The sequence below is a fragment of the Pseudarthrobacter sp. MDT1-22 genome, assembly GCF_054511035.1.
In genome coordinates, this window is the sequence record NZ_JBTNDK010000004.1 from 141593 (window position 1) to 155587 (window position 13995).

Sequence of the window (13995 nt, forward strand, 5' to 3'; positions counted from 1 at the left end):
CATGACCAAAAGCGCCGACACGCACTGCCCTTACTGCGCCCTGCAGTGCGCCATGACGCTCACGTCACCAGCGGTACTGACCCCGGCTTCCAAGCCGGGGTCAGTCCCCGTGCCGGCTGAATCCGCAGCGCTGGCCGCTGCGGACGCCACCCTGAAGGCCCCCCTCCTCGAAGTGAGCGGCCGGGACTTCCCCACCAACCGGGGCGGCCTCTGCCGCAAGGGCTGGACCTCAGCCACGCTCCTCAACCACCCCGGACGGGTCACCGAACCCCTGCTCAAGGGCGCCGACGGCGTCCATCGCCCCATCGGCTGGGACCAGGCCCTGGCGCTGGTCACCACCGCCGTGAAGGACACACAGGCACGCTACGGGAAGGACGCCGTCGGGGTTTTCGGCGGCGGTGGCCTCACCAACGAGAAGGCCTACATGCTGGGCAAGTTCGCCCGCCTGGCCCTGGGCACCTCACGCATCGACTACAACGGCCGCTTCTGTATGTCCTCCGCCGCGGCCGCCGGGATGCGCGCCTTCGGCCTGGACCGCGGCCTCCCGTTTCCGCTGGCAGACCTGGACTCGGCCAGCACCATCATGATGCTCGGCTCCAACGTGGCAGAAACCATGCCGCCGTTTGTGCAGCACCTCCAGGGAGCCCGCGACGCCGGCGGGCTGATCGTGGTGGATCCGCGCCGTTCAGCCACGGCAAAGTTCACATCCGACGGCGGCGGCCTTCACCTCCAGCCCCTGCCGGGCACCGACCTCACCCTCCTGCTGGGCCTCTCGCACGTGATCATCCACGAAGGCCTGGCAGATGACGACTTCATCGCGGCACGCACCACCGGCTACGAGGCCGTGGTCCGCAGCGTCAACTCGTTCTGGCCCGAACGCGTCCAGTCCCTCACCGGCGTCCCGGCGGAGCTCATCCGGGAAACCGCCCGCAGGCTCGCCGACGGTGCGGGCAAGGGCGGCAGCTACATCCTTACCGGACGCGGCGTGGAGCAGCACGTGGACGGCACGGACACCGCCACCGCCGCGATCAACCTCAGCCTCCTCCTGGGCCTGCCCGGCTCACGGCGCAGCGGCTACGGCACCCTCACCGGCCAGGGCAACGGCCAGGGCGGCCGCGAGCACGGCCAGAAGGCCGACCAGCTCCCCGGCTACCGGAAGATCACCGACCCCGCCGCCCGCGCCCACATGGCCGGCGTCTGGGGCGTCCCGGAGAAAACCATTCCCGGGCCGGGATTGCCCGCCGTCCAGTTGCTGAAGTCGCTGGGACAGCCCGACGGCGTCCGGTGCCTTTTTGTGCACGCCTCCAACATCGCGGTGGCCTCCCCCGATGCAAACGCCGTCATCGCCGGGCTCCGCAGCCTGGACTTCCTGGTGGTCTGCGACTTCTTTATGTCCGAGACCGCCGCCGAAGCCGACCTCATCCTCCCGGTCCTGCAGTGGGCCGAGGAGGAGGGCACGCTCACCAACCTCGAGGGGCGCGTCCTCCGCCGCCGCCAGGCCCTGCAGCCGCCGGCCGGCGCACGCAGCGAACTGTGGATCATGGCCCGGCTGGCAGAAGCGCTCGAGGCCCCGTCCACGTACAGCGAAGATCCGGAAACAGTCTTTGAGGAACTGCGGCTGGCCTCCGCCGGCGGGCACGCCGACTACTCCGGCATCGACTACGCGATGCTGGACCGCGGCGAAGCCGCCTACTGGCCGTACCCCGTGGGGAGCACCGGCACGCCCCGGCTGTTCCTGGACACGTTTGCCCACTCCGGCGGCAAGGCGGTCATGACCCCGGTGACGCCCCGGCGTCGTCGTACGCCGGCCCCCAACCCGGACCCGGGCGCGAAAACCATGACCCTCATCACCGGCCGCCTCCTGGAGCACTACCAGTCCGGGACGCAGACCCGGCGGGTGTCCGAGCTGCTGGCCACCCAGCCCGAAGCGAAAATGCAGATCCACCCCGCCGCGGCGGCCGCCATGGGCATCACCGAAGGCGCCTTTGTCTCGGTGGCCAATGAACGCGGCGAGGTGTTCTGCAGGGCGGAACTCAGCACCGCGATCCGGCCCGAGACAATCTTCCTGCCGTTCCATTTCCCGGAACTCGAAAGCGCCAACCGCCTCACCGAGGCGGCAACGGATCCCATCTCCGGGATGCCCGAATTCAAGTTCAACAAGGTGTGGGTCCGGGCGGTCGCAACCGGACTTCAGAACAGTGTTCTTCAGACATCGGAGGCCTCATGAGTGAGCAGATTGTCATTGTTGGTTTCGGCCCCGTGGCTGCCCGCCTGATCGATGAACTGCTGCCCGCGGTCCGCAACGGGCACGTCAGCCTCACAGTCGTGGGCGAAGAAGCCGAGGCCGCGTACAACCGTGTCCTGGTGGCCGACCTCGGCGTCGGACGCACCACCGCCGATGCCCTGGCCCTCTCCGACGCCGCAGCCCTGGCCGCCGACGGTGTGGACGTCCGGCTCGGCGTGCGGGTCCGCCGCGTGGACCGGGCCCGACAGCAGGTGATCCTTACAGACGGGACCTCCGCCCACTATGAGCGGTTGGTCTTCGCCACGGGTTCCCGGCCCGTCATCCCCAACCTGACCGGCATCAACCCGGATCCGGCTTCCCCCGTCCTCCCTGCGGGCGTCACCGCGCTCCGGGATCTCCGCGACGCTTCGGTTTTGCGCGCAGCGGTCGACGGCGGCAAGCGAGTTGTGGTGCTGGGCGGCGGCGTCCTGGGCCTCGAGACAGCCCTCGCGGCTGCCGAGGAAGGCGCCACGGTTACGGTGGTGCACAACGGGCCGCACCCGCTGGGACGCAACATCGACCGGGGCGGCGGCGCGGTCCTCGCGGCCAGCCTGCGCCGGTGCGGCGTGCGGATGGCCGGCAACGCCCGGTCCACCGGGGTGGAGCACAACGCGCCCGACGGCGGATTCTCGGCACTGCTGCTCAATGACGGTTCGGCGATCGACGGCGACCTCCTGGTCCTCTCCTGCGGCGTCCGTCCCCGGACCGAGCTGGCCGAAGGCTGCGGCCTGTCGGTTGGTGCTGGCATCCTGGTGGACCACCGGCTCCGTGCCCACCACGAGCCGCACATCTTCGCGATCGGCGACTGCGCCGAGGTCCGTTGCCCGGATCCGGCCTGCAACGAGTGCCGCACCGCCAAAGGCCCGTCTGGTCTGGTGGGACCCGGATGGCGGCAGGCCGAATGGCTGGCCGAATACCTGACGCTGCTGGCTAACGGCACGCAGGAAGAGGCCGACGCGCTGCAGGAGCTGCCCCAGGAACAGGCCGGCGTGATTGTGCTGAAGGCACGTGGAATGAACATGGCTGTGGCCGGCGACAACGGTGCCGAACCGTGGGATGAAGACGTTCTCACCGCCGGCGCCGTGAACGGCCGGCAGCGCCTTCAGATCGCCCAGTGGGCCGATCCCGAACACGGCCGCTACGTGAAGATGACCACCCGCGGTGGAGTGCTGGAAGGCCTGGTGGCAGTGGGTATGCCGCGGACCGCCGCCGAGCTCGTGGGACTGTTCGAACGCGGTGCCGAACTGCCGGCCGACAGGTCACTGCTGCTCCGGCTCGATGGCCCGGACCAGCTGGCCGCGTCCGGTCCCGCCGATCCGGAAGGAACCGTGTGCCGCTGCGCCGGAGTCAGCGGCACCAAGATCCAGGGTGCCGTGGCGGATGGCTGCTCCACCGTGGCCGAGGTGTCCAAGGCGACCCGCGCCGGCACCGGCTGCGGCGGCTGCCACGAGGACATCAAGGGGCTCATCGAAAAACACTTCCAGGCGGCTCCCGCCGCCTGACTTGTCCTGAAGCCAGGAAGCCCGGACGTGTGCGCGTCACGGAATCGGACCCGGAACGGATGGCAGGTAGCATCGGGGCCATGAATGCCGACGAAGAAGACGACATCACCGAAGAACTGCTGGCCGACGCCGGGAAGCTGACCGGACTGAGCCTGGAACTCTTGGGCCTTGATCCGCACCCGGATGACATGACGCCGGAACAGAGGCTGCAGTTCGAGCCGGAAGACCTGGACGAAATGGCGGCTGTCTCGCCGGAAGACCGGAAAACCGCTGTGAGCCAGACACTCCTGCTGGCAGGCCTTCTGTGGAACTCGTCGGGCCTGCTCGTGGACCAGCTCTTCCGCGATCTCGGGACCATGACCGCACTGGATGCCGTCACTTCGTCCGACGTCGCCGGTTCCGCTGTGCTGTCCTCGCTGCCGCCTCAGTTCGCCACCAGCTACGACGCGACGTTTACCCGGAAGTTCCTCGTGGTCGCTTCCGATGTGACGGCATCGCTGGTCCGCGGCTGGACAGCCCCCGGATGCCTCGCAGCAGAGCTCGCCGTCCACTGCCTGCTCGATCAGGCGGAAATCACCGAGGACATCTATGAACTCGACCTCCCGAAAGACTGGCGTGCTCAGGTCGAGGAAGTCCTGTTGGAGGAGGCGGAGAGTCCAGCCCTCTACTCGGACAGCCCCGACATCCCGGAAATAGACGCCGGGAAGCAGCGTATCGAGGGCTGGTTCACCCCCTTTACTTCCGGCAGCACCGTGCCGCCCTACGCCCTGGCCTAGGCGTCGAGGCCGGGAATCCGGGCGGTCTTTAGGCCGGAGCCTTCGGAATCATGATCCACAGCGCGATGTAGACCAGCTCGCCTATCCCCACCAAGCCAAAGATCACAAAGCCGAGCCTGACCAGGAACTTAGGGATCCCGAATCGGGCTGAAAGGGCGGCGCATACGCCGCCGATGATTTTTCCGCGGCGTGGCCGCTCCAGTGCTGTAGTCATGCGGCCACGCTACCGGAGAATGCCAGCGATAGAGACTGCCGAGTCCCTCGGGTTTCGACAAGCTCAACCACCGGGGCTCGACCACCAGCGGGACCTGCTACATGTGGACGTGCAGGCGCCGGGCCGCTTCGGAGATGGACCCGCTCAGCGACGGGTAGACGGTAAAGGTGTTGGCGACGTCGTCGACGTGGAGCTTCTGGGTGACTGCAAGGGAAATGGCGAAGATCAGCTCGGAAGCGTTCGGCCCCACCACAACACCGCCAATCACGGTGCCGGAGCCCTTACGCGCGAAGATCTTGACGAAGCCGTCCTTGTGGTTGCGCATTTTGGCGCGGGCATTGCTCTTGAGCGAGAGTTTGACGATGTCGCCCTGGTATTTGCCGGACTGGATCTCGGCCTCGGAGACCCCCACATTCGCGATCTCGGGTGAGGTGAAGATGTTGGACGCCACCTGGTGAAGCTTGAGCGGCATAACGCTGTCGCCCAGGAAATGGGCGATCGCGATCCGGCCCTGCATTGCGGCCACCGAGGCCAAAGCCAGCACGCCGGTGCAGTCGCCCGCGGCGTAGATGTTCGGCGCCGTGGTGCGGGAGACGCCGTCGACCTTTATATGGCCGCTCTCGGTGAGGGCCACGCCGGCCTCTTCAAGGCCTATGCCGGCGGTGTTCGGGATGGAACCCACGCAGACCAGGCAGTGGCTGCCGGTGACTTTCGATCCGTCACCGAGGGTGACCACCACGCCGTCGTCGGTCCGCTCGACGGTTTCGGCACGGGCGCGGGACAGGACGCGCACACCGCGGCGCTCGAAGACTTCCTCCAGCACCTCCGCGGCGTCGGTGTCCGAACCGGGGAGCACCCGGTCGCGGCTGGAGATCAGGGTGACTTTGGAGCCCAGGCCGTTGTAGGCGGAGGCGAACTCGGCACCGGTCACACCGGAACCCACCACAATCAGTTCCTCGGGAAGCTCGTCAAGGTTGTAGATCTGCGCCCAGTTCAGGATGCGTTCCCCGTCCGGCCGCGCGGTGGGCAGCTCGCGGGGGTGCGCGCCGACGGCCAGCAGAATGGTGTCCGCTTCCACGATTTCGGTGCCGTCGGCGGTCAGGACCTCGATGGTGTGGTTGTCCAGGAGCTTGCCCGAACCCAGCAGGATGCGTACGTTCTGGTGCTCCAGCCCAGTGGAGATGTCGGTGGACTGTTGGCGGGCAAGGCCCAGCAGGCGGTCGTTAATGTGTTTGAGGTCGGCGCGCATCGCCGGCACAAAGTCGCCACCGTCGACGTCGAACTTCACTCCCAGCTCGCCCGCCTCACCGACGCGGGTCATCAGATCCGCCGTCGCGATCAGGGTCTTGGAAGGCACGACGTCGGTCAGCACGGCCGAGCCGCCCATGCCCGCGCGTTCGATGATGGTGACCTGCGCTCCCAGCGAGGCAGCGACCATAGCGGCTTCGTAGCCGCCGGGGCCACCTCCGAGGATTGCGATCCGGGGGGAGCTGAAATCAGGGTGCGTAGTCACAATCAACCATTCTCGCGCATCTGCGCAGGGACCACCAATAAAAGAGTGGCCCGTCACGGTGCCGTCTGCGGCCCGGCGCGACGCTGTTGCCACTGTGCACAGCGGCACCGGCACGATAACTTGTACCAGTGAGTAATACAGACTTCCAGAACACGGACCCTTTCGCCGCCGCGCGCTCCGCCGCTGAGTACATCGCGCAGGAGACCGGGGTGGACAATCACGACGTCGCGCTCGTCCTGGGCTCAGGCTGGGCTGAAGCCGCCGACCTCATCGGCGAGACCACGGCCACCCTGACCGCCGACACTGTCCCGGGCTTCCACGCCCCGGCCGTGGAAGGACATGTGGGCACCATCCGCTCGGTCCTTACCAAAGAGGGCAAACGCGCGCTGGTCCTGGGTGCACGGACGCACTACTACGAGGGCAAAGGCGTCCGCGCCGTGGTCCACGGCATCCGCACCGCGGCCGCTGCCGGCTGCAAGACACTGGTCCTCACCAACGGCTGCGGAGGGCTGAACGAAAGCTGGACGCCCGGCACCCCGGTGCTCATCAAAGATCACATCAACCTCACCGCCACGTCCCCGCTTGAAGGCGCAACGTTCGTTGATCTGACGGATCTGTACAGCTCGCGCATCCGTGCCCTCGCCCGTGAAGTGGACTCCTCGCTGGAGGAAGGCGTCTATGCCCAGTTCAGCGGACCGCATTACGAAACGCCGGCCGAAGTCCAGTACGCCAAGCGGATCGGCGCGGACCTGGTGGGCATGTCCACCGCATTGGAAGCGATCGCCGGCCGGCACGCAGGCATGGAAGTGTTCGGAATTTCGCTGGTCACCAACCTCGCAGCCGGCATCAGTGCCATGCCTCTCAGCCACCAGGAAGTCATCGAGTCCGGCCAGGCCGCCGGACCGCGGATTTCCAAACTGCTGGCTGGGATCATAGCCAAGCTTTAGGACAACGCGGGGTCACTAAGCGCCCAATGGAGGCTTTCCCATGGGCGTCTAGTGACCCCCCGTTGCTGTAGGGCTGGTCAGGTTCGCGGACCGACGAGCTGCAGGACGGTGGACTCCCGGGCCTCGGGAAACCGGCGCTCGATGGACTGGGCGATCCCGGCAATGCTCTGCCGGGACAGCTCAGTCCGCCAGGTGACTTCGGCGTGGCGCATGGTCTGCGAAATAAGGCAGGTGCGCGCGTAGTCGGCGTCCATGCTCCCGCCCGGGGCGTCCTTGGCGATGCCTTCGCACCGGAAGGCATGGTCATTTCCTTCGATGGCCAGGACCACGTCAAGGACGGAAATCCGCTCCGGACGCCTGGCCAGCGAGAATCCGCCCCGCGGGCCGGATACCGAGGTCAGGATCCCGGCCCGCACCAGCGCTTGGAGCTGTTTGTTCAGGTACGCGGCGGGAAGCTTGTAGAACTCTGCCAGCCGTGCACTGCTGACAGCCTCCCCCGGCGCGGTCCAGGACATGTTGACGCAGCTATGCAGCCCCCATTCAACGCCCTGCCCCAGTTTCATATTCGCGACATTACTTGTCCAGAAAATTTCCTGCAAGGATTTCGCTGCTTTCCGCTGTCACAGGCGAGTGTTCAGGCACAGTTCCTGAACCAATGACGATAGCGTTGACCGCATGACGTCCTCCGATGCCGCTTCCTTGTTCAGCCAAGCCCGCGAATGGGCGGCCAAAGATCCGGATCCCGCCACAGCCGCAGAGCTCACCGAGCTGCTGCAACTCGCGGAGGAGGGCTCCCCCGCAGCGTCACAGGAGCTGGCCGACAGCTTCAGCGGCACCCTGCAGTTCGGCACCGCAGGCCTCCGCGCCGCCCTCGGCGCCGGGCCGAACCGGATGAACCGCGTGGTGGTGCGCCGTGCCGCCACCGGCCTCGCCGACTTCCTGGTTGAGGCGGTGGGTGAAGCCGCCCCCGGGACCCGGCCACGCGCCGTCGTCGGCTATGACGCCCGCTATAACTCCGACATCTTCGCCGAGGAAACAGCGGCCATCTTTACGGCCGCCGGGATCGAAACGTTTCTGATGCCGTCTGCGCTGCCCACCCCGCTGCTCGCTTTCGCTGTGCGGGCCCTCGATTGCGACGGCGGTGCGATGGTGACGGCCAGCCACAATCCCCCGCAGGACAACGGCTACAAGGTGTACCTGGGCCGCCATGCCGTGGAGGACAGCGGCCGCGGTGCGCAGATCGTGGCGCCCTACGACGCCAGGATCGCCGCGCGGATCGATGCCGTGGGCGCACTGGAATCCATCACCCTTGCGGCGGACGGCTGGACTGTCCTGGACTCGTCGGTGGCTGCGGATTATGAACGCGCGACGGCGGCACTCGCCGATGCGGCCCGCTTCCCGTCCCGTGATCTGCGGATTGTCCTGACGCCCATGCACGGTGTCGGCGGCGAGACTGCCGTGGCGGTGCTGAATGCTGCCGGCTTTGCCGATGTGACCCTGGTGGCCGAACAGGCGGAGCCGGATCCCGACTTTCCCACGGTGAACTTTCCCAATCCGGAGGAACCAGGCGCCCTGGACCTGGCCCTGGAGACCGCCGCCCGCGTCGACGCCGATATTGTCCTGGCCAACGATCCGGATGCGGACCGCGCTGCAGTGGCGGCGAAAGATCCGGACACCGGCGCGTGGCGCATGCTGCGCGGCGACGAAGTGGGCGCGCTGCTGGGGGCACACATTGTGGCCCGGCTGGCGGCTGGCGCTGACGAAGCGTCCGGCAGTACGGTTGAAGCAGGCGGTGGTGACGGGGCCGGCGTCTTCGCCAATTCGATTGTGTCCTCGCGCCTGCTCTCCCGCATCGCTGCCGCGGCAGGCTACGCGCATGAGGAAACGCTGACCGGGTTCAAGTGGATTTCCCGGGTGCCCGGGCTGGTCTACGGCTACGAGGAAGCCCTGGGCTATTGCGTGGCACCTGGACTGGTCCGGGACAAGGACGGGATCTCCGCCGCTGTCCTCATCGCGGAGATGGCTGCCGCCGCCAAGGCGGTCGGGAAAACCATCTTCGACACCCTGGACGAGCTTTACCTTCAGCACGGGCTGCACGCCAGCGACCAGCTGAGCATCCGGGTGGCGGATCTGGGCCTGCTGGACGCCATGATGAACCGGCTCCGGGTGAGCCCGCCCGATTCGTTCGGTTCGTCCGCTGTTGAAACTTTTGTGGACCTGGCCGAAGGGAGCGAGCACTTGCCGCCCACCGATGGCCTGCTGTATCTGACCCGGGACGAGACCCGGGTCATCATCCGGCCCAGCGGCACCGAGCCCAAACTCAAGTGCTACCTGGAAGTCATCCTTCCAGTTGAGTCAGCGGCCGAGCTGCCGGAGGCCCGGCAGGCAGCCCGGACTGCCCTGGACAATGTGGTCGACGATGTCCGCGAGGCCATCGGGCTCTGACGGGTCGTTAGACCGCGACTTCGATGAAGCCGTCGGAAATGCGGGTGCTGAACGTTTCCAGGCGCACGGTGGCGGTTCCGAAGCATTCGCCGGTTTCCAGGTCGTAGACCTCTTTGTGCAGCGGCGAAGCGATGGTGGGGCGTGTGCCGCGTGAACCCAGAATGCCGCGGGCCATCACGTGGGCGCCGGTGGCTGGATCTTCGTGGGCCACGGCAAAAACCTCACTGGGGCCGGTCCGGAAGAGTGCCACCTGGCGGCCTTCAATGAGGGCTGCTTCGCCCCAGGCAAGCTCAAGCTCGTCTACGGCGCAGACCCGGTGCCACGTCGCGGTGTCGGCGGCGAGCGCCCCAAGTTCCAGTGTTGCCGTCATGTCCGGCTCCTCTCCCCGTGCTTGATTGGCCACCTTTATGGCCGTACCAAACAATTTAGGCAACGGGTGTTTCAAAGGCGTGCAGTGAATGTGTCCGGCGCGTAAAAGAGACCTCACCCGATCGGAAACGCGTTCGTGATGCAGAAGTTAAGCCTACGAAACAAAAGGGAAACTGAAGCGAAACTGCGACTACCTAGTCTGAATGCATACCTCGTCAGAGAAGGTCGCGGAATTCCGTCTGCGGCCCATGCGAAAGGCCCACAGTGACCGAACAGACTTCAAGCACAGAGAACACGCGCCGCATCGTCGTCGCCGGTGGCGGCCCCGCCGCCCACCGCTTCGCCGATGCCATGCATTCCCGTGGCCTCGAAGGCTGGCACGTCACGGTCCTCACGGAGGAAGCCCACCTGCCCTATGACCGGGTAGCGCTCTCCAAGGCCCTCACGGACACCGGTGTCGACCTGACGCTGGGATCCGCGTCGATGTGGGACCACGCTTCCCTGGAGCTGAAGACCGGCGAGCGCGTGGTGAAGATCAACGCCGAAGCCAAGACGGTGGAGACCGCCGCCGGCAACACCTTCGAATACGACGACCTGGTGGTCGCAACCGGCTCGAATGCCGCCCGCCTGCCCATCCCCGGCAACGAGCTCACCCACGTCTACCGCACGCTCGAAGACGTCTGGGCCATTAACAAGTCCATCACCGAGCTCACGGAAAAGCTCGGCCGCAAGGTCAATGCCGTCACCATCGGTGGCGGGCTCCTCGGACTCGAATCGGCCGCCGGCACGGAGCAGCTCGGCGCCACGCCGATCGTCATCGACGGTTCGCAGTGGCTGATGGCCACGCAGCTGGATGAAGGAGCGGGCCAGGCAATGGGCCGGCTCATCAAGGCCAAGGGATTCGAAGTCCACGGCGGCGTCTTCCCCTCCGAAGTCCTCTCCGACGACGAGGGCCAGGTCACCGGTGTCCTCATGGCGGACGGCCGCATCATCGACGCAGACATGGTGATCGTCGCCATCGGCGTCCGGCCCCGCGACGAACTCTTCCGCGCCGCCGAGGGCGACGAACAGGTGTTCAGCCTGGGCCAGCGTGGCGGTGTGGTCATCGACGACTCCTGCGCCACCGAGGTACCCGGCATCTGGGCCATCGGTGAAGTGGCCAACTTCGGAGGCATGTGCCTGGGCCTGGTGGCCCCCGCCAACACCATGGCAGAGATCGTGGCCGACCGCCTGCACGGAGGCGAGGCCACCTTCCCCGGCTTCGACACCGCCACCAAGCTCAAGCTCTCCGGCGTGGACGTAGCCAGCTTCGGTGACGGATTCGCCAAGACCGAGCACTCGCTCGAAATCGTTTACGCCGACCCCGCCCGCGGCGTCTACCAGAAGATCGTCACCACCGACGATGCCAAGACCCTCCTGGGCGGCATCTTCGTGGGCGACGCCAGCCCCTACACCAGCCTCCGCCCGCTCCTGGGCCGCGAACTCAGCGCCGAGCCCGGCGCGTACCTCACGGCAGCGGGCGGCGGTGAAGCCCCGGACACCGAGCTCCCGGACGACGCCATCCTGTGCTCCTGCAACAACGTCTCCGCCGGAACCATCCGCGACACCGTCAACGGGTGCGGTGCCTGCGACGGCAACGCCCCCGTCCAGGAGCTCGGCGAGCTCAAGGGCTGCACCCGCGCCGGGACCAGCTGCGGATCCTGCGTCCCGATGCTCAAGAAGCTGCTGGAAACCGAACTCACCAAGTCCGGCGTCGAGGTCTCCAAGGCACTCTGCGAGCACATCGAACTGTCCCGCCAGGAACTCTTCGACGCCATCCGCGTCCTGGAACTGACCTCCTTCGAGGAGATCATGGCCAAGTACGGCACCGGCGCCGGCTGCGACATCTGCAAGCCCACCATCGCCAACATCCTGGCCAGCCAGAACAGCGCCTACGTCCTGGACGCCGGCCGCGGCACCCTGCAGGACACCAACGACCGCGCCCTCGCCAACATGCAGAAGGACGGCACCTACTCGGTGGTCCCCCGCATCGCCGGCGGCGAAATCACCCCCAAGAAGCTCGGCGTCATCGCTGCCGTGGCCGAGAAGTACAACCTGTACACCAAGATCACCGGCGGCCAGCGGATCGACATGTTCGGCGCCCGGCTGGAAGAGCTGCCGGAAATCTGGAAGGAACTGGTGGACGCCGGCTTCGAATCCGGCCAGGCGTACGGCAAGAGCCTGCGCACCGTGAAGTCCTGTGTTGGTTCCACCTGGTGCCGCTTCGGTGTCCAGGACTCGGTGGCCATGGCCATCCAGCTCGAACTCCGGTACCGCGGCCTCCGCAGCCCGCACAAGCTCAAGATGGGCGTCTCCGGCTGCGCCCGCGAATGCGCCGAGGCCCGCGGCAAGGACGTGGGCGTTATCGCCACGGCCGACGGCTGGAACCTGTACGTCGGCGGTAACGGCGGCGCCACCCCGGCCCACGCCCAGCTGCTGGCCAAGGACCTCGACGACGAAACCCTGCTCAAGTACATCGACCGCTACTTCATGTACTACATCCGCACGGCGGACCGCCTGCAGCGCACCGCGCGCTGGCAGGAAGAGCTCGACGGCGGCATCAAGCACGTCGAGGACGTGGTGGTCAAGGACACCCTGGGCATCGCCGAGGAGCTCGAAGCCGCCATGGCCAAGCACGTTGACACCTACGTGGACGAATGGGCGGACACCCTGAAGGACCCCGAGCGTCTGCGCCGGTTCCGTTCCTTCGTCAACGCGCCTGACCAGAAGGATGACTCCATCACCTTCGTTTCCGACGAGCGTGGCCAGATGCGCCCTGCCACTGCGGAGGAAAAAGGCAAGGTCCTGATCGGCGCCTCCATCCCCATGCGGCCCCGCGCCGAGAACGAGGTATAGCCATGCAGCTCAGCATTGATCTCACCGGCCGCGAAGTCCTGGTCACCGGATCCGACCACGCCGCCCGCCAGGCGGTCCGCCGCTACGAGGCCGCGGGCGCCGTCGTCTACCGCCTCAGCACCCCTGCGGGTGCAGCGCATGACGGCCCGCTCCCCGAGCGTCCGTTCCTGGTCGCGGCGGTCGACGACGGCCAGCCCGGCTGGGAGTCCCTGCTCGAGCGCTGCGCCGCCACCGGCATCCCGGTGGCGGCCGAGCCGGCCGCCGGACCGGTCGGCCACGTCACCCTGGTGGGCGGCGGACCCGGCACCACCGAGCTGCTGACCGTCGCCGCCGTGAAGGCCCTCCGCGATGCGGACGTGGTGTTCTTCGACCGGCTGGCTCCCTGCCAGGACCTGCCGGACCTGACCTCCGCCGAACTGGTGGATGTGGGCAAGAAGCCCGGCCACCACAAGGTGGGCCAGGCCGACATCGAAAAGCTCATGGTCGAAAGTGCCCTCGCCGGCAACAACGTGGTCCGCCTCAAGGGCGGCGACCCCTACGTCTTCGGCCGTGGCGGCGAGGAAGTTGCCTCCTGCGTGGCGGCGGGTGTGCCAGTCCGTGTCATCTCCGGCGTCACCAGCGCGATCTCCGTGCCGGCGGCCGCCGGCATCCCCGTCACGCACCGCGAGGTCAGCCACATGTTCACCGTGGTCTCCGGCCACGCGCCACTGACCGAAAAGGAACACACGCACCTGGTTGGACTGGGCGGCACCATTGTGGTCCTGATGGGCATCGGCACCCTGCACCAGCTCGCGGCCGGGCTCCGCAAAGCCGGTATGCGCCCCGATATGCCCATGGCCGTCGTCGAACGCGGTTACCGCCCCGGCCAGCGCACCACCATCGCGGACCTGGGCACCATCACCTCCGCCGCTGCCGGGTGCAGCAATCCCGCTGTGCTGGTCATCGGCGAGGTGGTTCGCGTGGCGGAAGCCAACCGCGGGCATGCTGAGGCCGCCGCCGACCTCGACCGGCTGGCGGCCTCGCTGCTCGGTTCATGAAAGGATTGACCCC

11 protein-coding genes are annotated in these 13995 nt (G+C 67.2%); 7 read left to right on the forward strand and 4 right to left on the reverse strand.

Annotated elements, in window-relative coordinates; all coding sequences use genetic code 11:
- The first annotated feature begins 1 nt into the window (after position 1).
- The 3 genes from ACX80M_RS05315 to ACX80M_RS05325 all read left to right on the forward strand — a co-directional run bounded on the left by ACX80M_RS05315 (position 2) and on the right by ACX80M_RS05325 (position 4562).
- Positions 2-2227, forward strand: coding sequence for a molybdopterin oxidoreductase family protein (locus ACX80M_RS05315; RefSeq protein ID WP_459309178.1), 2226 nt, complete (start codon positions 2-4; stop codon positions 2225-2227).
- Positions 2224-3786, forward strand: coding sequence for an FAD-dependent oxidoreductase (locus ACX80M_RS05320; RefSeq protein ID WP_459309180.1), 1563 nt, complete (start codon positions 2224-2226; stop codon positions 3784-3786). The genes ACX80M_RS05315 and ACX80M_RS05320 overlap by 4 nt, the downstream gene beginning before the upstream one ends.
- Before the next feature lie 80 nt (positions 3787-3866).
- Positions 3867-4562 carry a hypothetical protein gene (locus tag ACX80M_RS05325; protein ID WP_459309182.1) on the forward strand — a complete coding sequence of 232 codons (696 nt, stop codon included), beginning with the start codon at positions 3867-3869 and terminating at the stop codon, positions 4560-4562.
- A 28-nt stretch (positions 4563-4590) separates the two neighbouring features.
- Here ACX80M_RS05325 and ACX80M_RS05330 read toward each other — a convergent pair whose 3' ends face one another.
- Together ACX80M_RS05330 and ACX80M_RS05335 are read right to left on the reverse strand one after the other, a co-directional pair.
- On the reverse strand, positions 4591-4776 hold the full coding sequence (locus ACX80M_RS05330) for a PspC domain-containing protein (protein ID WP_056348113.1): 186 nt from the start codon (positions 4774-4776) through the stop codon (positions 4591-4593).
- 97 nt (positions 4777-4873) lie between these two features.
- Positions 4874-6289, reverse strand: coding sequence for an NAD(P)H-quinone dehydrogenase (locus ACX80M_RS05335; protein WP_252601108.1), 1416 nt, complete (start codon positions 6287-6289; stop codon positions 4874-4876).
- A 128-nt stretch (positions 6290-6417) separates the two neighbouring features.
- Between ACX80M_RS05335 and ACX80M_RS05340 the strand changes: the two genes are divergently transcribed.
- Positions 6418-7236: a purine-nucleoside phosphorylase gene (locus tag ACX80M_RS05340; protein WP_252601105.1), complete on the forward strand. Its 819-nt coding sequence runs from the start codon at positions 6418-6420 to the stop codon at positions 7234-7236.
- A 77-nt stretch (positions 7237-7313) separates the two neighbouring features.
- Here ACX80M_RS05340 and ACX80M_RS05345 read toward each other — a convergent pair whose 3' ends face one another.
- On the reverse strand, positions 7314-7799 hold the full coding sequence (locus ACX80M_RS05345) for an RrF2 family transcriptional regulator (protein ID WP_252601102.1): 486 nt from the start codon (positions 7797-7799) through the stop codon (positions 7314-7316).
- A 112-nt stretch (positions 7800-7911) separates the two neighbouring features.
- Between ACX80M_RS05345 and ACX80M_RS05350 the strand changes: the two genes are divergently transcribed.
- The gene (locus ACX80M_RS05350; RefSeq protein ID WP_252607838.1) at positions 7912-9681 is read left to right on the forward strand and encodes a phospho-sugar mutase; all 1770 of its coding nucleotides are present in this window, start codon (positions 7912-7914) and stop codon (positions 9679-9681) included.
- A gap of 7 nt (positions 9682-9688) precedes the next feature.
- Here ACX80M_RS05350 and nirD read toward each other — a convergent pair whose 3' ends face one another.
- Positions 9689-10051, reverse strand: a complete 363-nt coding sequence (gene nirD, locus ACX80M_RS05355) for a nitrite reductase small subunit NirD (protein ID WP_252601097.1) — start codon at positions 10049-10051, stop codon at positions 9689-9691.
- 263 nt (positions 10052-10314) lie between these two features.
- On the opposite strand from nirD, the gene nirB reads away from it, so the two are divergent.
- Both nirB and cobA read left to right on the forward strand, forming a co-directional pair.
- A complete protein-coding gene (gene nirB / locus ACX80M_RS05360; RefSeq protein ID WP_252607837.1) occupies positions 10315-12945 on the forward strand; it encodes a nitrite reductase large subunit NirB in 2631 nt (876 codons plus the stop codon).
- 2 nt (positions 12946-12947) lie between these two features.
- Positions 12948-13982: a uroporphyrinogen-III C-methyltransferase gene (gene cobA, locus ACX80M_RS05365; RefSeq protein WP_252607836.1), complete on the forward strand. Its 1035-nt coding sequence runs from the start codon at positions 12948-12950 to the stop codon at positions 13980-13982.
- The last annotated feature ends 13 nt before the right edge of the window (positions 13983-13995 follow it).

Bases quoted from the DNA above. Each gene is read 5' to 3' on its own strand.
- ACX80M_RS05315 (WP_459309178.1), top strand. From the start codon at position 2: ATGACCAAAAGCGCCGACACGCACTGCCCTTACTGCGCCCTGCAGTGC.
- ACX80M_RS05345 (WP_252601102.1), bottom strand. From the start codon at position 7,799: ATGAAACTGGGGCAGGGCGTTGAATGGGGGCTGCATAGCTGCGTCAAC.
- cobA (WP_252607836.1), top strand. From the start codon at position 12,948: ATGCAGCTCAGCATTGATCTCACCGGCCGCGAAGTCCTGGTCACCGGA.
- ACX80M_RS05320 (WP_459309180.1), top strand. From the start codon at position 2,224: ATGAGTGAGCAGATTGTCATTGTTGGTTTCGGCCCCGTGGCTGCCCGC.
- ACX80M_RS05325 (WP_459309182.1), top strand. From the start codon at position 3,867: ATGAATGCCGACGAAGAAGACGACATCACCGAAGAACTGCTGGCCGAC.
- ACX80M_RS05330 (WP_056348113.1), bottom strand. From the start codon at position 4,776: ATGACTACAGCACTGGAGCGGCCACGCCGCGGAAAAATCATCGGCGGC.
- ACX80M_RS05350 (WP_252607838.1), top strand. From the start codon at position 7,912: ATGACGTCCTCCGATGCCGCTTCCTTGTTCAGCCAAGCCCGCGAATGG.
- nirD (WP_252601097.1), bottom strand. From the start codon at position 10,051: ATGACGGCAACACTGGAACTTGGGGCGCTCGCCGCCGACACCGCGACG.